The following is an 18,201-nucleotide window of genomic DNA, read 5'->3' on the forward strand; positions in this document are numbered from 1 at the left end:
TTCACGGCCGGGTGCACACTGAGCGTCATGTTCCGCTTCCCCCGGCCGCCGCGAAGCCTCGCCGGCCAGCTCTTCGCCATGCAGGTGGTGCTGGTCGCCGTGGTCGTCGCCGGATGCGCCGTCTTCGCCTACGCGACCGCCCGCGGCCAGGCCGAGGAGGCCGCCCGGCGCCAGGCCGGAGCCGTGGCCCGCGCGGTGGCGGACTCGCCGTCGGTGCGCGAAGCGGTACGCAATGCGGCGCGGGCAGCCGTACGGGGCGACGTGCCCGGGAGCGGCTCCGGCGCCGGACCTTCAGCCGGACCCTCCGCGGCACTGCAGCCCTACGCGGAGCAGGTCCGCGCCGACGCGGGCGTGGACTTCGTGACCATCATGGCCCCGGACGGGCGGCGCTGGACCCACCCCGACCCGCACCGCATCGGCGAGCCCTTCCTCGGCAACACCGCGCCCGCGCTGCGCGGGGAGACCTTCAGCGAGACCTACACCGGCACCCTCGGCCCCTCCATCCGCGTGGTCACCCCGATCACGGACGGCGGCCGGGTCGTCGGGATGGTCGCCGCCGGGATCACCGTCCGCGCGGTCAGTGCCCGGCTCGCCGCGCAGCTCTCCGCCCTGGCCTGGGTGGCGGGCGGGGCCCTCGCCCTCGGCGCGGTGGGCACGTACGTGGTCAACGCCCGGCTGCGCCGCCACACCCACGGGATGAACGCCGCGGAGCTGAGCCGGATGTACGACTACCACCAGGCCGCCCTGCACGGGGTCCGCGAAGGACTGCTCATGCTCGACGGACAGCGCAGGATCACCCTCGTCAACGACGCCGGGCGCGAACTCCTCGGTCTGCGCGGGGAGATCAAGGGGACCGCGGTCGCCGAACTCGGGCTGCCCGCCCCGCTCACCGGCGCCCTGCTGGCCGACCGGCCCCGGGTGGACGAGGTGCACCTGAGCGCCGACCGGGTGCTCGTGGTCAACAGCGCGCCGGTGGCCGGAGGCGGCCGCCGCGGCACCGTGGTCACCCTGCGCGACCACACCGAACTCCAGTCATTGACAGGAGAGTTGGACCACGAGCGCGGATTCACCCAGGCGCTGCGGTCCCAGGCCCATGAGGCGGCCAACCGGCTCCACACCGTGGTCTCCCTGATCGAACTCGGCCGCGTCGGGGAAGCGGTGGAGTTCGCCACCGCCGAACTGACCCTGGCTCAGGCCCTCACCGACGAGGTGGTGGCCGCGGTGGGCGAGCCGGTGCTCGTGGCCCTGCTGCTCGGCAAGGCCGCCCAGGCCCACGAGCGGGGCATCGAACTGGTGGTCACCCCGGACAGCGGGGCCATCGGCTCCGGACCCGGCGGGCCCTGCGCCCGGGACCTCGTCACCGTCCTCGGCAACCTCGTGGACAATGCCGTCGACGCCCTGGCCGGAGTCCCCGGCGGCCGGATCGCCGTCACGGTCCGCCCCGACGGCCCGGCGGCCGCCTCCGGGCAGGGGATCCTGCTCAGCGTGGCCGACAACGGCCCCGGACTCCCCGAGGGGGCCGACGTGTTCCGGCGCGGCTGGTCCGGCAAGGGGGAGGGGCGCGGCCTCGGCCTCGCCCTGGTCCGCCAGGTGGCCCACCGGCACGGCGGCAGCGCCGATGCCGACCAACTGCCCGGGGGAGGCGCGCGGTTCACCGTAAGACTGCCGGCGCGCGCAGAGGTGAGTACAGAGGTGAGTACAGGGGTGAGTGGAGAGGTGAGCGAGTGAACACGCCCGACGTGCGGGTCCTGGTCGTCGAGGACGACCCCGTCGCCGCCGACGCCCACGCGCTGTACGTGGGCCGCGTGCCCGGCTTCACGGCCGTCGCGGCCGTCCACTCGCTGGCCGAGGCCACCCGGGCCCTGGAGCGGACCCGGATCGACCTGCTGCTGCTCGACCTCACCCTGCCCGACGGCCACGGGCTGCGCTTCGCGCGCGGCCTGCGGGCCGCCGGGCACCCCGCCGACGTGATCGTGGTGACCTCGGCGCGGGACCTGGGCGTGGTCCGCGAGAGCGTCTCACTGGGCGTGGTGCAGTACGTACTGAAGCCCTTCGCCTTCCCGACGCTGCGCGAACGGCTGCTGCGCTACGCCGAGTTCCGCGCGAGCGCCGCGGGCGAGGCGGCCGGCCAGGACGATGTGGACCGGGCCATGGCGGCCCTGCGCGCACCCCGCCCGGCCGAACTGCCCAAGGGGATCGGTGCGCCGACCCTGGAGCGGGTCGCCGCGCTGCTGCGCTCGGCCCCCGAGGGGCTGACGGCGGCGGCGACGGCCGGGGCGGCCGGGATCTCGAGGATCACCGCCCGCCGCTACCTGGAGCACCTGGTGGACACCGGTCGCGCGGACCGCAGCCCCCGGTACGGCCAGGTCGGCCGCCCCGAACTGCACTACCGCTGGCTGGCGGCGGCTGGGGCCGGGACCGCGGCCGGCTCGGTGTCGAAGGTGTAGAACTTCCGGTGGTCCAGCATGTCGGCCGGGGTCACGTCGTTCCACGGCCGCATCGTGTCGTGCAGGTCCACGACGTTGGGCGTGCCGGCGGCGGGCAGGTAGGCCGACTGCGGGTGCAACGCCTGCCATTCGGTCCACAGCTTGTCGATGAAGGCGTGGTGCATCCAGAACACCGGGTCGTTGGGCGAGACCCCGGTGGCCATCTGGCCGCCCACCCACACGTGCACCCGGTTGTGCAGGTTGACCCCGCGCCAGCCCTCCAGGTTGTTGCGGAAACCGTTGGAGGAGCTGTTCCAGGGGGCGGCGTCGTACACCGGCATCGCGAGGACGGAGTCCACCTCGGCCCGGGTGGGGAGCTGTGCCACGCCGGTGCCGAGCGCGCGCCGCAGGTAGGAGCGCCCGTCCACCCGTACGGCTATCTCCCACTTGCCCGTCGCGTAGGCGAACGGACCGTCGAGCACCTGCCCGTCGCGGGCCCGTCCGGTGCCGCCGAGGAAGTCGGCGGCCCAGAGCGAGGAGCGGGCGGTGCGGTCCGCGGTCCAGTCCCAGTACGGGAGGGCCACCTTCGGGTCCACCGCCTGCAGAGCCGCCTCGAACTCCAGCAGAAACCGGCGGTGCCAGGGCAGGAAGGAGGGGGAGCGGTGGCCGACCCGGTCGCCGGAGTCGGTGTCGCCCATGATGAAGCCGTTGTGGGTGGTGACGAACCGGTCGTAGCGGCCGGTGCGCTTGAGCTCCAGCAGGGCGTTGGTGAAGGCCCGCTTCTCCTCGGAGGTGAGCGAGGCCTGGTTCTTGCGGACGGTCATCACATGCCACCCATCGGGACGAGGGCGGCGCCCTGGAGTTCGCGCACGGCGGCGCGGGCGAGGGTGAGGGTGTCGGCGAAGGTCTCGTAGTGGTTGACCACGCTGATCCAGGTGCCGTCGGCGTTCTGCATGACGTGCAGTTCGCTGCCGTCTATGAGGACGGTCGGCAGACCGGGGGAGTGGTGGCCGCCGTGGTGGCCACCACCGCCCGCAGGGGGGGTTATTCGGATGCGACGGCCCTGGTAGACCTCGTCGACCGTACCCGTGGGGGTGGCGGGTGCGGCGGGACGGGGGTCGGTGACGGCCGCGTGCGCGGTGGCGCCTGCGAGGCCGATGGCGCTGAGCGCGCCGGCGGTGGCGGTTAACGCCTGCCGGCGGGTGATCTTGTTCATGACCCGAAGAGGTATCAGGGCGCCGGGAGCCGTAGGCCGTTATCCGGACATGCGCGGATAAATTGCCTGGCTGGCAAACTTGGATGATCTTCCCGTCCGGACCGGCTCCAGCGACCCGAACGGGAAGACCTATGGGAAAAACCCTAACTGACGAAAGATCTTTCGGCTGCCCCGGGGGGCTATGGGAGGGGTCACACCGCGGAGTCGGCCGGAAGGTGCAGTACGAACCGAAGCCGACTTAAGGGTGAAATATCCCCTATAGTCCCGTTATGGCCCTGCATGAGACGAAGGACGCACGTGCCCGCGACGCCGAGACGGACGTGTTCGCGTCCACCCTCAGCGGCGAGATCCTCCCCAAGTACCGGATGCCTGACGACCACTCACCCTCCGAGGTGGTCTACCAGCTCCTCCACAACGAGCTGCTCCTCGACGGCAACGCCGCCCAGAACCTGGCCACCTTCTGCACCACGTGGTCCGACGACGGGGTCCACCGGCTGATGAACGAATGCCTCGACAAGAACATGATCGACAAGGACGAGTACCCGCAGACCGCCGAGATCGAGGCCCGCTGCGTCAACATCCTGGCCGACCTGTGGAACGCCCCGGCCGGCACCACCGGCACCGGCTGCTCCACCACCGGCTCCAGCGAGGCCGCCATGCTCGGCGGCCTCGCCCTCAAGTGGCGCTGGCGCGAACGCCGCCGCGCCGCCGGACTGCCCACGGACAGGCCGAACCTGGTGTGCGGACCGGTACAGATCTGCTGGGAGAAGTTCGCCCGCTACTTCGACGTCGAGCTCCGCCAGATCCCGCTGGAACCCGGCGCGACCGGCCTGCGCGCGCAGCAGCTCGCCGCCCATGTGGACGAGAACACCATCGGCGTCGTCGCCATCCTCGGCGTCACCTACACCTGCGTCTACGAGCCCGTCGCCGAGATCGCCGCCGAACTCGACCGGATCCAGGCCGAGCACGGCTGGGACGTACCGGTCCACGTGGACGCGGCCAGCGGCGGCTTCGTCGCCCCCTTCCTCCACCCCGACGTGGTCTGGGACTTCCGGCTGCCGCGCGTGGCCTCGATCAACACCTCCGGGCACAAGTACGGCCTCGCCCCGCTCGGCGTCGGCTGGATCGTCTGGCGTGCGGCCGAACTGCTCCCGGCCGACCTGGTCTTCTCCGTGGACTACCTGGGCGGCGACATGCCGACCTTCGCGCTCAACTTCTCGCGGCCCGGCGGCGAGATCATCGCCCAGTACTACCTCTTCCTGCGCCTGGGCAGGGGCGGCTACCGCCGGGTCCAGCAGGCCTGCGCCGACACCGCCCGGTACCTGGCCCGCGAGATCGAGACGATGGGCCCCTTCACCCTCCTCTACGACGGCCAGGGCGCGCTCCCCGCCGTCTCCTACCGGCTCACCGACCCGCAGGCCGCGGGCTTCAGCCTCTACGACCTCTCCGACCGGCTGCGGCTGCGGGGCTGGCAGGTGCCCTCGTACCCCTTGCCGGCCGACCGCGAGGACACCGTCATCCAGCGCGTCCTGATCCGCCACGGGGTGACGCGGGACCAGATCGCCCTGCTCGTCTCGGACCTGCGCCGGTCCGTGGAACACCTGGCCGCGACCCCCCAGTTCGAACCGCCCACCGCCAGCCGGTCGGGCTTCCACCACTGACCGGCGGCCTAGGTCGTCTCTTTCGGATCTTGTCGGTCGAGCCCGCGTCGTTCGGTGCCGTGCCTCGCCGCACTGCCGGGGCTTCCGTGTACTGGACGTACTCGGGTGACCCGGCAGTGCGGCGAGGTGCGGTGCCGGGCGGCGCGGGCCCGGCAAGATCCGGAAGAGACGGCCTACGGGGCCGGGAGGAGTCGGCTCGGGGAGCCCGACCAGCGCATGCCCAGGTCCGTGAGGGCGGCCGCGCGCTGCGGGGTGAGGGAGGCGGCGCGTGAGCGCTGGTTGGCGATCCAGGCGCCGAGGCGCAGCTCCCGTTCGCCGACCCGCTCCACGTGCGTACGGGGCACCCTCAGGTGCCGCTCGCGGTCGTGGAACTGCCGGGCCGCCTCCAGGTGCGCCGCCCAGGCCTCGGCGTGCGGGACCCGGGCCCGCGGCCGGTCCGCCCCCGCGGCCGCGGTCACGCCGAGGGTGTGCTCCAGCAGCCAGCGCTGCGCCCACGTCAACCGCTCCCAGGAAGTGCGCTGCCTGCGCAGCCACACCCCGAGGTCCTCGCCCTGCACGACGGCCTCGCCCGGTCCCGCCGGGAGCCGGCCGCCCGCGTCCAGATGGACCCGGGTCAGGTGGAAGGCCCGCTGCCAGGAGATCTCCCAGGCCGGACACCAGGAGGCGTCGACGGCCTCCAGGGCCTCCCGGCGCTCCTCCGTCAGCGCGCCCGGCCCCTCGCGACGCGCCGCCGCCCGCTGGTTCTTGACCCATGTCCCGACCGGGGCGCCGCGCCAGCTGGCTTCCGCCGGGGGCAGCAGGTGGCCGTGCTCCTGCGCCCAGCCCCGGGCCGCCGCGAGCCCTTCCTCGAACGCCACGTCGAAGTGGCTCCACACCATGCCCAGTTCGTCGAGCTGGGCCACCCGCTCCCGGCCCAGTGCGCCACGGCGGTTGGCGCGGCGCGCGTCCGCGATCCACTGGCCCAGCGGGAACCGGGCGAGCCCCGGCGGCCACTCCGAGGCCGCCGCGGCCGCTCCGGCTTCGGTGGCTTCTCCGGGGGCCGTGGCTGCAGCGGCTGTTTCGGCTTCCACGGCCGCCCCTTCGGCCTCGACTGCCCCCGCCGCCAGGGGAGTTCCCGTCCTGCCGTCCCCCGGTACCTTGAACGCGAACGGGACCTTCAGGTCCCCGGCCGCCGCGGCGTACAGCCGGGCCGCCTCCACTCCCCGCCGCCAGTGCTCGTGCTCCGGATGCAGGACCCGCAGCCGGATGAAGGCCGCCAGCAGGGCCGGGTCGCGCGGGGTGGAGAAGCTCAGCAGGGCCTGCGCGCCCGCGCGCAGGCCGGAACTGCCCACCTCCGAGGCGGTGTTGCCGGACTCGGCGGCCCGGCGGCTCGGAGCCTGGGGCTGGGCCAGGGACTCGACGAGCCGGGTGTCGTGCGCCCGCAGCGCTTCCAGCAGCCGCGCGAGGTCCCCGTACGCCCGTGAGGACAGCATCGTCTCGGGGGACTCGCCCGGCCCCAGCAGCACCGGCACGACCAGGGAGGCGACCTTGCCCTCCCCGGGCCGGATGCGCAGGGCGCGGCCCACCGCCTGGACCAGGTCGGGCATGGAACCCCGTACGTCGGCCCAGAAGACCGAGTCGCACTCCTTGGTGTCCACGCCCTCGCCCAGCACCCGGACGCTGCCGAGGAACGCCTTGTCCGCGCGCCGGTCGTCCGCGAAGGCGCTCAGCACCCGGCGCCGCTGCGCCGCCGTGTGCTGCCCGCACAGCCAGTCCGCCCACACGGTGCGCGGGTACACCGGCCGTGGGGCCCAGCTCGCGGCCCGCAGCCGGGCGGCCACCGCGGGGAGCCCGGCCGCGAAGGCCTCGGCCTCCTTGGTCAGGTGGTGGAAGACGAGGGTGCGGCGGAAACCCTGTTCCACGGCGGCCTTGACCAGCGCGGTCTGGAGCGCCGCGAGGCGGACCCCGCGCACCGCGTCGGAGCGCCCGTCCGGTCCGAGCAGGACGGCCGCCTGGAACTCCGGATCGCTGACGTCCACGCAGACCACCTGGTACGGGGCGCAGATGCCCCGGTCGATGGCCTCGGAGAGGGTGAGGGTGTGGCAGCGCGCGCCGAACGGCCCGTCCGGATCGTCCTCCATGGAGGCCACCAGGTCACCCCGGCCGCGCGTCTTGCCCGCGCCGCCGGTGCCACCGGCGCCGCCCGTGCCACCGGTGCCGCCCGTGCCGCCGGCGTCCGCGGCCCTCGCGGTGTCCTCCGGGTAGTCCGCTTCCTCGCCGTCCTGCCAGACCCGCGGCGTAGCCGTCATGTACAGCCTGCGGACGGCCGGGATCCGGGTGTTGTCGTGGACCACGGCCCACGGCTTGCCGATCCGACCGGAGGTCCGGTGCGCCTCGTCGACCACTATCAGGTCCCAGCCCGGCAGCCCCTCCAGGTGCGCGCGCTCGATCGTGCCCAGGCCCAGCGAGGCGTACGTGGCGAACACGGTCACCCGGTCCACCGGGGGCCCCGCCCAGTCGGCCAGTTCGGCCGGATCGGTGGTGGTGGGCACTCCCGCGTCCTCGCCGCGCAGGGAGCACACGGCGAAGGCGCGCCCGGTCCGGCCGCCCGCCCGCCAGGCCTCCGCCGTCTGGACGAGCAGGTCCAGGGAGGGCACCAGGACCAGGACCCGCCCGGCCCGCAGCTCGTCGGCCGCGTGCACCGAGACCAGGGTCTTGCCGGAACCGGTCGCCATGATGACCTGGGTCCGCAGCCCCGTCTGCGGGACCCGGCGTCCGGCGGGCAGCTCCAGCGCCCGCACCACGGCGTCGACGGCCTCACGCTGGTGCGGACGGAGCTTCCTCCTGGCCATGCGGGTCACCTCCCCCGTGAACTGCCCGTTTGCTTCCAGCACCTATCTTGCCCCCATTTTGAATCAATGTGGGGCGTTCCGGTGCGCGGCGCAGGGGGAGAGGAGGGCGGGGATTACATCCGGGCTCCGAAGTTCTGCGTCCACCACGGTCCGCCGGCGCCCTGGTGGATGCCCACGCCGATGTCCTTGAAGGAGCAGTTGAGGATGTTCTCGCGGTGTCCCTGGCTCTTCATCCAGGCGTCCATGACCTGCTGCGCGGTCTGCTGGCCCATCGCGATGTTCTCCCCGTACGTGGACCAGCGGTATCCGGCCGCCGTCGTCCGCTTCCCCGGGTCGCCGCCGTCGGGATCGGTGTGCGAGAAGTAGTCCCGCTGCGCCATGTCGTCGGAGTGCCCCTGGGCGGCCGTACGCAGCTGCGCGTCCTCCTTGAGCGGACCGCAGCCGGCCGCCGCACGCTCGGAGTTGACCAGCGCGATCACCTGGGCCGCGGCTCCGCCGCCGGCCGGGGCGGGCGCGGGGGGCTTCGCCGGGGAGGACTTCGGACTCGGTTTGGCGCTGGGAGTCGGCGTGGGGGTCGGGGTGGGGGTCGCGCTCGGGCTCGGGCTCGCGCTCGGGCTCGGCGAAGCGGAGTCCGAGGGGCTGGGCGAGGGGGACTGCGGGGGCACCGCGACACCGGAGTCGGGAGCCAGCAGCGAGGCCGCCGGGCTCTGGGGGGCGGCGCTACCGGGCCGGGTGGCGAGGTAGGTCAGCCCGCCGCCCACGACACACGCGGCGAGCACGGCGCCGCCGACCACCCGGCGGCGGCTGCGGCGGCGCTTGCGCAGCGAGGCGCGGCCCGCGCCCGCGTCGGCGGCGTCCGCGAGGGTGTGGGCGCCCCCGTCGGCGTGGGCACCCCCCTCGGCGGGGAACGACACGAGGTGATCGCCCGCCGGGCCCGTGGCATCCGCATGCCCCGGGGCTCCGGTGGCCAGGCCCACGGGGGCGAAGCCGGTCGCGGCGGCCGACCGGACGCCCGCGAGGAGCGCCACCGAGACCGGTACCAGAGCCAGCCCGGCCAGCAGTCCTTCGGCCGGCACCAGGCCGTTCCACAGCCCGGAGCACTGCAGGCACTCGCGCGCGTGCCGGGCTATTCGCTTGCGCCACAGCACCGAGGGCAGCCCGTCCCAGCCCGCCGCCACCGTCCGCAGCCCCTCGCAGGGCGGCTGCGTGCCGAGCGCCCGCTCCACCACCCGGGCCGACTCCAGCTGTGCCTTCATCCGCTGCACCTGTACCGCGGTGTGCTGCGGGGACAGCTCCAGCGCCGCCGCCATCTCGGTGCGCGTCAGCTCCCCGGCGCACTCCAGCCACCACAGGGACAGCAGCGCCCGGTCGTCGGGCTCCAGCCAGCGCGTGGCGCGGGCCGTCTCGCGCCGCTGCCCGTCGAGCTGGAGTCTCAGGACGGTCAGGTCCACGAAGTCGGCGCCGGGATCGGCCAGCTCCCAGGCGGCCTCCAGTCCGCTCTCGCCGGGGGCGCTGCGACGGGCCTGCCAGTGGGCTCGCACCCGGTTCATGGCGATCGCCACCAGCCAGGAGCGGAAGCTGTGGTCGTCGCGCAGGCCGCCCAGGCCGTCGAGTGCGCGCAGCATCGTGTCCTGCACCACGTCGTCCACGTCCACGGACCCGTTCAGGGCCCGCCCGACGATGTTGTAGACGAGCGGCAGATAGGTGCTGACCAGGTCGTCCTGGGCGCGCGGGTCGCCCGCGCGGGCCGCGGCGACCAGTGCTGCCGTGTGCTGAGTGCTCATAGTGCGAATCCCTGTCCGTACCGGCGGTCGATGATGCCCAATACCTGGGAGACCGTCGAGGGGGACCCAGATAACACTTATCCGGAGTATGAATCCGGATCCGCCGAATCCCGAGCCCGGGCCGGGTCCCGAAGGGCTTCCGGAACCGGCGGGGCCGCCGGAGCCAGCCGGGTTGCCAGGGCCTCGAGGTCCGGCAGGAACCAGATGTGGCGCCCCTGGTTCGATTCGCGGACGAGGTCGCGCAGGGCTGAGCTCGCCCGCAGGTGGTGCGAGAGGTCTCCGAGGACTACCAGCCGGAGGTGGTAGTTCACGAATTTCTGCATGATCGCCCCGGCGAGGCCGCTGCTGAGGTCGAAGAACCCGTCGTCGAGCCGCCGCGCCGGGACGGCGACCACATCGGCCCGGTAGAAGGCCGCGCCGATCAGCTGGTCGAGGGCGTCCTGCTCGGAGGCGACGGGCGGCCCGTCCGGGGCGCAGACGAGCACCGGAACGCCGTGGTGCTCCACGAGGTGGTCAGTCACGGTGGGTCACCCCCATGCCGTTGCCCGGCCCGAGTGCGCCGTCGACCAGCTGCAGCAGATCGGCGGTGGTGGCCGGATCGCCGAGGACCACGATCTTCATCCGGGCCCGCTCCTTGTCGTAGACCGTCTGGACGCGCAACGGGGCGGTGGTGTCCCGGGGGGACCCCGCGGCCGCCGTGACGAGGGTGGCGAGCCGGCTCGCGGCGTCCGGGCCGATCGCATCGATCTGCACGATGCTCGACACCTCCACGTGCCCGCGCGGCCGGTCCGGATCCGCCGGTGCGGCGTCCGCGGCCGGCAGGCTGGTCAGCGCTTCGAAGTCCTCGCGGCTGATCCGGTACTGCTTGCCGATCCGCACGGCCTTCAGCCGCCCGTCGCGCACGTAGTTCCGTACGGTCCGCACGTGCAGCCCCAGCCGCTCGGCGACCTCGCCGACCGAGTACAGCTCGCGTTCCTCATGCTCCATAGTGCCGAATCCTACCGTAAGAAGTGAGGATAGGGATAGATGGGGAAGGTTAGGGAATCTCGGGGAGGTGGAAATGGCTTCGATGCTGATCAGCCCGTCTCCTAGGCTCGGGGGATGACGTCTCCCCGCTACCCCGAAAAGCCCCGCCCCGGAGACCGGGTCGCGGTGGTCTCCGCCTCGTCCGGACTGCCCGCACTCTTCCCGCAGCCCTACGAGCTCGGGCTGCGCCGACTCCGGGAGGACTTCGGGCTGAGGCCGGTGGAGTACCCGACGACCCGCAAGATGGGCGCGAGCCCCGAGGACCGGGCCGCCGACCTCCACGCGGCCTTCGCCGACCCCGACATCAAGGCCGTGATCGCCAGCATCGGCGGCGACGACCAGATCACCGTCCTCCCGCACCTCGACCGCGAGCTGCTCCGGGCCCACCCCAAGCCGTTCTTCGGCTACAGCGACAACACCAACCTGCTGCTCTTCCTGCGGGACCTGGGGATCGTCGGCTATCACGGCGGATCCGTGATGGTCGAGCTCGGGCGGCCCGGCGCGATGCATCCGCAGACGGAGCGGTCCCTGCGCGCGGCGCTGTTCACCTCCGGCGAGTACGAGCTCACCCCGGCCGCCGCCAGCGGGGACGTCAACGGCCCCTGGGACGACCCGCGCACCTTCGACTCCGAACCCGAACTGGAGCCCACCGCGGGCTGGTTCTGGCACAACGCCGACCGGGTGGTCGAAGGGGACGCCTGGGGCGGCAGCCTGGAGATCCTGTCCTGGCTGCTGATGGCCGACCGGGTGGGGCGGCCCGTCGACTCGCACGCCGGGCAGGTGCTCTTCCTGGAGACCTCGGAGGAGATGCCGCGCGCCGAGGGGGTCCACCGGATCCTGCGGAACATGGGCGAGCGCGGACTGCTGCGCCAGTTCCCGGCGTTGCTGATGGGCCGGGCGAAGAGCTGGTCGTTCGAGAACCGCTTCGGCGCCGAGGAACGGGAACGCTACCGCCACGAGCAGCGCGAGGTCGTTCTGCGGGCCCTGCACGCGTACGCCCCCGACACCATGGCCGTCTTCGACGTGGACCTCGGGCACACCGACCCGCAGCTGGTGATCCCGGTGGGGGGCCAGGTCCGCGTGGACGGGGTGGCCCGCCGGATCTTCGTCACGTATTGAAATAGTTGGCGCTTGAAATCGTTGGCGCCCGAACATCCCTGCCGAGTCGTTCCGTTGGGGTGTCCGGATCCCGGTCCGGGGTGACAATGGGGCTCCCACGGGACGTGTTGGGGGCGGCATGTCGGCGTTGCTCTTACGGGGACCCGGCCGGGCGCGGGCCTGGGCCGGGTACCTCGGTTCGGTCGGACTCGGCGCGGGCGCCGTCGCTCTGGCGGCGGTCTGGACCTCTGGACCCTGGGCGGCCGGGATCGGCGCGGCCGTCACCACGCTGGCCGGGCTGGCGGCCGAGCGGATGCGGCCCGACGAGACGGCAGCCGCCGTCGGCGCCGGAGAAGTGCTGCGCACCCCGGGCGGCCGCGTTCCGCTGCTGTGCCAGGTGGACCGGCCCGAACTGGCCGGAGCCCACCCGGCGGAGGCGCCGGGCCCCGCACCCGCGTACATAGAGCGCGACGCCGAGCCGGGGCTGCGCGCCGCCCTGGAGCGGGCCCGCTTCGTGCTCGTCGTGGGGGAGTCCACGGCGGGCAAGACCCGGCTCGCCTACGAGGTGGCCCGCACCCGGTACCCGCGGCACGCCTTCGTCCGCCCGCTCTCCCGCGCCGCGCTGCCCGAGGCGGTCCGGATCGCCGCGCGCCGGCGGCGCGCCGTGCTGTGGCTGGACGACCTGGAGGACCACCTCGGCGCGGGCGGCCTCACGGCGCTCCATCTGGCCTCCCTGGACTCGGCGGTGGTGATCGCCACCATGCGGGTCCAGGAGTACCGGCGCTACGACGCCCGCGAGGAGAGCCGGCTCACCGGCTCCGACCGGGATGCCTGGCGGGCCCAGCGCGACCTGCTCCAGCAGGCCACCGTCCTACGGCTGCCACGGCACTGGTCGGAGCCGGAACGCCGTCGGGCCGCCGCCCACCGGGGCGATCCCCGGATCGGGGCCGCGCTGCGCGCGGGGGAGCGGTTCGGGGTCGCCGAAGTGCTGGCGGCCGGTCCGGAACTGCTGGCCTCCTGGGAGAACGGCTGGGCTCCGGGCGCCAATCCACGGGGTGCCGCCGTCGTCGCGGCGGCGGTGGACTGCCGCCGGGCCGGGCTGCGCCGCCCGGTGAGCCGGGAGTGGCTGCGCGAACTCCACGCCCCCTACCTGGCGGCCCGGGGCGGCGGCGACCTCCAGCCGGAGCCCTTCGCCGAGGCGATGGACTGGGCCTGCGCGGCCGCCTACGCGACCAGCGGGCTGCTGATCGGCAACTACGGGGCCGGATTCACCGCGTTCGACTACCTGGTGAACGCGCCGGGCCATGCCGGCGTCCCGGTTCCCGACCATCTGTGGCGCGGGCTGCTGGCCCGGGTGGACGCCGCCGACGCCTACGACATGGGCCTGGTCGCCCACCAGGACGGCCGGCTCGCGCGCGCCGTCGAAGCACTCGACCTCGCCCGGCGCGGCGGCGTCCCCGGCGCCGAACTGCCGCTGGCCATCGCCATCGGGGACTCCGGGAAGCCGCGCCGGGCCTCCGCCGACCTCGCCGGAATCGCCCGGCGGCGCGCGGACCGGTGGGGACCCCGGCACCCGGAGACCCTGGCCGCCCGGCACCAACTGGCTTTCTTCATAGGGGAGTCAGGTGCTCACAGGGCGGCGTCGGCCAGGTTCGCGGCCCTGGTCTCCGATGCCGAGGAGGTGCTCGGGCCCGATCATCCGGACACCCTGGCGGCCCGCCACCAGCTGGCCTACTTCACGGGAGCGAGCGGCGACACCAGTGCGGCTGCCCGGCAGTTGGAGGCGCTCCTCGCCGACCGGCTGCGCGTGCACGGCCCGGGCCACCCGCTGGTCCTGGCCGCCCGGCGCAGCCTGATCTGGTTCGGCTCGGGCGATCCGGCCGCCGCGGACCGGGAGTTGGCGGAGCTGCTGGCCGAGGCCGAGGAGCGGATCGGCCCCGACGACCCGCACACCCTCGCCATCAGGGGGAGCCGGGCGGCGCTGGCCGCCCGCGCGGGACGTGCCGCCGAAGCGGCCGATGCGTGGGCGGAACTCGCCGAGGACCGGACCAGGGTGCTCGGCGCGGACCATCCGCACGTGATCTACGCCCGGCTGGAGTGGGCCCGCGCCCTGATCGCCCGAGGCCGGACCTCCGAAGCCGGTGAGCTCCTGACCGCGGTCCTGGCGCATGCGCAGACCGTCCTGGAACCCGGGCACCTGCATCTGCGCACCGCCCGCGAGCTGCTGGCCGAGGTCCGCGACCGGGCCGGGCGCGAAGGCCCGTAGGTCGATTGCCAGCGGGGTCGGGTCGCCCGGCGCGGTGGTTCAGAGCAGCGGGGCCAGTGCCTCCGTGGCCGCGCGGAGGGCGGGGGCGTAGGCCTCGATCTCCTCGCGGGAGACGAGGAACGTGACCGTGGTGACGCTGACCCCGCCGACGGGGCGGCCCGTCGGGCCCAGGATCGCGGCGCCGATGCAGCGGATGGTGGGCTCGTTCTCCTCGTCGTCCAGGGCGAACCCCTGGCCCCGGACGGTCGCCAGCTCGGCGTCCAGCGCCTCCGGCGTGGTGAGCGTGTTCGGCGTGCGGCGCGGCAGCCCGGCGACGGAGAGAAGCTCGCGCACCTCGGCCGACGGCAGGTGGGCCAGGATGCTCTTGCCGATCGCCGTCGTGTGCAGCGGCATCCGCATGCCGACGCGCGAGGCGGTCCGGAAGGGCTGGTCGCTCTCCAGCTTCCGGATGTAGGTGATGGTCTCCCCGCTGTGCAGCGCGAGGTGGACCGCCTGCCCGGTGGTCTGCTGGAGATCGCGCAGGATCTGCTCGATGCCGGCCGGCTCCCCGCTGCCGACCAGGGCGGACAGGGTGCGCAGCCGGGGGCCGGCGCCGTAGCGGCTGTCGCCCTCGGAGCGTACGAAGCCCTGCTCGATCAGTGCGGCCAGGATGCGGAAGGTGCTCGACTTGGGGACCGCGGCCGCCGCCATCACGTCGGTGAGCCGGTGCGGGCCGCCGGGCGCGGCGACGGCCTCCAGGATCCGCATGGATTTCTCCAGCGCCGTGCCCGCCGCCGAGGTCCGGCCGCCGCGCGCGGTGTTTTCGGCCTCCGTGGTCCCAGGCGTTCCGTCCGTGGACAAGTGATCTCCAGAGCTGGGTATGGTCTGCATCAGAAGTTCCATTACATGATACCAAGTTCCAGTACGTGGAACAAATGGAGGTTCCTTTGTCCTGTCATCCGTACGCGGTCATCACCGCGCAGCGACTGGTGCCGGTCCTGCGCAACGCCGACGTGGACGAGGCCGTCCGCCACACCACCGCCCTGCTCGCCGCCGGGTGCCGGGCCGTCGAACTCACCACCTCCACCCCCGGCTGGGCCGAGGCCGTGGCCCGCACCGTCCCGCTCGCCGACGCGCACGGCCGCCCCGCCCTCATCGGGGTCGGCACCGTCACCACCGCCGAAGCCGCCGAGACCGCACTCGACGCGGGAGCCGCCTTCCTCATCTCCCCCTACCCGGCCCCCGAGGTCCGCGAGGTCGCCGGCGCGCGCGGGGCCGTCTTCATCGAAGGCGGCTTCACCCCCGGCGAGATCGCCTCCGCGGTCCGCTCCGGCGGCGCGGCGAAGGTCTTCCCCGCCCACGTGGGCGGCCCCCGGTTCATCAGCTCCCTCAAGGCCGTCCTCCCGGACGCCCTCATCATCCCGACCGGCGGCATCAAGCCGGACGAGGTCCGGGAGTGGCTCGCCGCCGGGGCCGCGGCCGTGGGCATGGGCAACGGCCTGCCCGCCGACCCGGGAGAGCTCGCCGCCGTCTTCGCCGACCTCGCCCGGCCCTGCTGCGGCCACTGCGCGGGCATGGAGCCGCGACCGTGACCCGGCCCGAGCAGTACGACGTCCTCGTGCTCGGCGAGGTGCTCGTCGAGATCCACGTCGCAGCCGCCCTGCGGGACGCCTCCGACGGCGCGCCCGCCCGGGTCTCCTACTCCGGGGACGCCCTCAACGCCGCGGCCGCGGCCGTCGCCGCCGGAGCCCGCACCGCCCTGCTCGCCGTCGTCGGCGAGGACGAGCTGAGCCTCCCGCTGCTGGCCCGAGCCGCCGCACTCGGCGTGGACGTCTCCCACGTACGCCGCTCCCCGCGCCCCAACGGCGCCTACCTGCTCTCCGCCGACACCGAGGGCGACCGCGAGTTCGTGTACTGGCGCACCGGCAGCGCCGGTTCCACCCTCTCGGTGGAACACGTCGAGTCCTGGCGGGAGTTGCTGGCCGGATCCAAGGCGCTCATCACCAGCGGGATCACCGGGGCCCTGTCGCCGAGCAGCCGCGAGGCCGTGCTGGTCGCCGCCGAGGCCGTGCACGAGGCGGGCGGGCACCTGTCCTACGACCCCAACTTCCGCTCGCGGCTCACCAGTCGGGGCGAGGCCCGCTCGCTGCTGGCCCGCATGGCCCCGCTGACCGGCCTGTTGAAGACCTCCTGCCCGGCCGACGCGCTGGCCATGGTCGACACCGACGATCCGGCCGAGGCCGCCGCCCGCTACCGGGCCCTGGGGGCCCGTACGGTCGCGGTCACCGCGGGCGCCGACCGGCTGCTGCTGGACGACGGCACGCGAGCCGTCCACCTGCCCGTACCCCGCAACCCCGCCCCGGTCGACGCGACCGGCGCGGGTGACTGCTTCACCGGCACCGCCACCGCCCGGATCGCGCTCGGCGACACCCTCTCGGACGCCGTCGCGTACGCCATGGCGGCGGCCTCCCTGTCCGTGTCCGGCCGCGGCGGCACCGGCCGCGTACCCGCATTCACCGAGACGGCCGCCCTGGCGGCCGCACACCGCGACCACTTCTGGTGAGGGGTGCCGGAGCGGGCCCGGATCAGTCCCACTCCTCGAGCTCGCTGTTCGCCCAGGCCTCCTCTTCCTCCGCCGCGTAGTCCTTCTCCACGCACGGGAGGGCGTCCGCGACCCAGCCGGCGGCGAGGACGAGGCGGGAGGTCCGGTGGACGGCGAGGAAGCCGAAGGGCCGGTGGAAGGCGACCCGGGCGTGGCGTACGCGGTACTTCGGGCGCGGCGGCATCCATGCACTGCCGACCGCGCCGATCGCGGTCACGGCCGCCGCCTCGAAGCCCTCCGCGTGGAAGCGGGCCATGGCGGACTGCCGGGCCGCGGTGACGGCCAGCGGAGTACTGCTGATGCCCGGGAAGTGTCCGGTCCGCGCATCCGAGGCGCTCTTCAGGCCGAACAGCCCCACGGAGGCGGGGGCGAGGAGATCGTGATCCGCCTCCACCTCGAAGGCCACCGTCTGGATGTCCAGCCGGTGCCGGGGTGCCTCCGAGCGCATCTGCCCGATGTGCAGGCCCGGCCCCGGGTTCCCCTCGGGGAGCAGGCTCGCACCTGTGGACGGGATCGCCCGGGTGACGGCCGCGATGCCCGCCTGGAGAGTCTGCGCGGGCAGGGCCTGCGGTTCGCCCAGGACCAGGTGGACGTCCACTCCGCCGTCGCCCACCACCTCCAGCAGGGTCACCGGCCCGGTGGGCGCCTGCGCCACACGCACCCGGTCCAGCAGGGCCGTGCTGCGGCTCAGGCCCCGCACCTGCGTTCCGGCCCAGGGGCCTTCATCGATCCGGGTCGGCCAGTCCCAGAAGGGCTGGATCCACCGCAGGCGCAGCGTGAGCGCGGAGGCGAGCACGAGGAGGGTCTCCTCGTCGACCTCGACCGGCATCCTCTCGATGAGGCCGCCGGTGCGGTCGGCGGCCCAGGCGTCCAGGGCCTTGCGGTCGGCCTCCTCGTCGGAGGTCAGGAACCCGTGGGCGCCCTCCGGGAGCCCGGCCGCCCACGGTTCCTCCAGCGGGAGGTCCCGCCGGGTCCACAGTCCGGTGGCCGCGCGCAGGCCTCGTACGCCGTCCAGCGCGGCCAGCAGCTCCCGAGCGGCTCCGGCGGCATCGTCGGCGGGTATGCCGAGGGCCGCGGACAGCTCGGTACGGGCCGGGCCGTCGGCCCCGTCGGCCAGGAGGGCCAGCAGCGGCCAGACCCCGGCCGCCGTGAACGCCGTGCCCGCGCCCGGCACTACGGCGTGCTCCGCCCAGCGCGAGGTGAGGGCGTTGACCGCCCGTACCGTCTTCGTCTTCATGCGGGGGAGCGTACGGGTTGGGGCGCCGCCGGACCGGGTCGTTTTCCCACGGCCCGGCGGCGCTGTTCGGGATGA

The 18,201-nt window shown here is 74.0% G+C and carries 15 protein-coding genes; 7 read left to right on the forward strand and 8 right to left on the reverse strand.

Features of this window, described 5'->3' with window-relative positions:
* The first annotated feature begins 27 nt into the window (after positions 1-27).
* Positions 28-1,728, forward strand: a complete 1,701-nt coding sequence (locus tag OG490_RS33275) for a sensor histidine kinase (RefSeq protein ID WP_330299983.1) — start codon at positions 28-30, stop codon at positions 1,726-1,728.
* Positions 1,725-2,447: a response regulator gene (locus tag OG490_RS33280; RefSeq protein ID WP_330299984.1), complete on the forward strand. Its 723-nt coding sequence runs from the start codon at positions 1,725-1,727 to the stop codon at positions 2,445-2,447. Before OG490_RS33275 ends, OG490_RS33280 begins: the two co-directional genes overlap by 4 nt.
* Here OG490_RS33280 and melC2 read toward each other — a convergent pair.
* Entirely contained in the window at positions 2,387-3,250 is an 864-nt protein-coding gene (gene melC2 / locus OG490_RS33285) for a tyrosinase MelC2 (RefSeq protein ID WP_330299985.1), read from the reverse strand. The two genes, OG490_RS33280 and melC2, sit on opposite strands and share 61 nt — an antisense overlap.
* The gene (gene melC1, locus OG490_RS33290; protein ID WP_330299986.1) at positions 3,250-3,642 is read right to left on the reverse strand and encodes an apotyrosinase chaperone MelC1; all 393 of its coding nucleotides are present in this window, start codon (positions 3,640-3,642) and stop codon (positions 3,250-3,252) included. The genes melC2 and melC1 overlap by 1 nt, the downstream gene beginning before the upstream one ends.
* Before the next feature lie 269 nt (positions 3,643-3,911).
* On the opposite strand from melC1, the gene OG490_RS33295 reads away from it, so the two are divergent.
* Positions 3,912-5,303, forward strand: coding sequence for a glutamate decarboxylase (locus tag OG490_RS33295; RefSeq protein WP_330299987.1), 1,392 nt, complete (start codon positions 3,912-3,914; stop codon positions 5,301-5,303).
* A gap of 173 nt (positions 5,304-5,476) precedes the next feature.
* On the opposite strand, the gene OG490_RS33300 is transcribed toward OG490_RS33295, so the two are convergent.
* The 4 genes from OG490_RS33300 to OG490_RS33315 all read right to left on the reverse strand — a co-directional run bounded on the left by OG490_RS33300 (position 5,477) and on the right by OG490_RS33315 (position 10,905).
* The gene (locus OG490_RS33300) at positions 5,477-8,134 is read right to left on the reverse strand and encodes a DEAD/DEAH box helicase (protein WP_330299988.1); all 2,658 of its coding nucleotides are present in this window, start codon (positions 8,132-8,134) and stop codon (positions 5,477-5,479) included.
* A 113-nt stretch (positions 8,135-8,247) separates the two neighbouring features.
* Positions 8,248-9,918: a sigma-70 family RNA polymerase sigma factor gene (locus tag OG490_RS33305; protein ID WP_330299989.1), complete on the reverse strand. Its 1,671-nt coding sequence runs from the start codon at positions 9,916-9,918 to the stop codon at positions 8,248-8,250.
* 77 nt (positions 9,919-9,995) lie between these two features.
* Positions 9,996-10,439, reverse strand: coding sequence for a DUF4180 domain-containing protein (locus OG490_RS33310; protein WP_330299990.1), 444 nt, complete (start codon positions 10,437-10,439; stop codon positions 9,996-9,998).
* Positions 10,432-10,905 carry a helix-turn-helix domain-containing protein gene (locus OG490_RS33315; protein WP_330299991.1) on the reverse strand — a complete coding sequence of 158 codons (474 nt, stop codon included), beginning with the start codon at positions 10,903-10,905 and terminating at the stop codon, positions 10,432-10,434. The genes OG490_RS33310 and OG490_RS33315 overlap by 8 nt, the downstream gene beginning before the upstream one ends.
* A gap of 114 nt (positions 10,906-11,019) precedes the next feature.
* Between OG490_RS33315 and OG490_RS33320 the strand changes: the two genes are divergently transcribed.
* Together OG490_RS33320 and OG490_RS33325 are read left to right on the forward strand one after the other, a co-directional pair.
* Positions 11,020-12,063 carry a S66 family peptidase gene (locus tag OG490_RS33320; protein WP_330299992.1) on the forward strand — a complete coding sequence of 348 codons (1,044 nt, stop codon included), beginning with the start codon at positions 11,020-11,022 and terminating at the stop codon, positions 12,061-12,063.
* 118 nt (positions 12,064-12,181) lie between these two features.
* On the forward strand, positions 12,182-14,308 hold the full coding sequence (locus tag OG490_RS33325) for a tetratricopeptide repeat protein (RefSeq protein ID WP_330299993.1): 2,127 nt from the start codon (positions 12,182-12,184) through the stop codon (positions 14,306-14,308).
* Between the two features lie 39 nt (positions 14,309-14,347).
* Here OG490_RS33325 and OG490_RS33330 read toward each other — a convergent pair whose 3' ends face one another.
* The gene (locus tag OG490_RS33330) at positions 14,348-15,178 is read right to left on the reverse strand and encodes an IclR family transcriptional regulator (RefSeq protein WP_330299994.1); all 831 of its coding nucleotides are present in this window, start codon (positions 15,176-15,178) and stop codon (positions 14,348-14,350) included.
* A gap of 56 nt (positions 15,179-15,234) precedes the next feature.
* On the opposite strand from OG490_RS33330, the gene OG490_RS33335 reads away from it, so the two are divergent.
* Positions 15,235-15,879 (forward strand): bifunctional 4-hydroxy-2-oxoglutarate aldolase/2-dehydro-3-deoxy-phosphogluconate aldolase, encoded by a 645-nt coding sequence (locus tag OG490_RS33335; protein ID WP_330299995.1) that lies wholly within the window; start codon positions 15,235-15,237, stop codon positions 15,877-15,879.
* Positions 15,876-16,850 carry a PfkB family carbohydrate kinase gene (locus OG490_RS33340; protein ID WP_330299996.1) on the forward strand — a complete coding sequence of 325 codons (975 nt, stop codon included), beginning with the start codon at positions 15,876-15,878 and terminating at the stop codon, positions 16,848-16,850. Before OG490_RS33335 ends, OG490_RS33340 begins: the two co-directional genes overlap by 4 nt.
* A 22-nt stretch (positions 16,851-16,872) precedes the next feature.
* Here the strand turns inward: OG490_RS33340 and OG490_RS33345 are convergent, their stop codons facing one another.
* Positions 16,873-18,126, reverse strand: a complete 1,254-nt coding sequence (locus OG490_RS33345) for a serpin family protein (RefSeq protein ID WP_330299997.1) — start codon at positions 18,124-18,126, stop codon at positions 16,873-16,875.
* Positions 18,127-18,201: the final 75 nt, after the last annotated feature.

The sequence above is a fragment of the Streptomyces sp. NBC_00503 genome, assembly GCF_036346895.1.
Classification (GTDB): Bacteria; Actinomycetota; Actinomycetes; order Streptomycetales; family Streptomycetaceae; genus Streptomyces.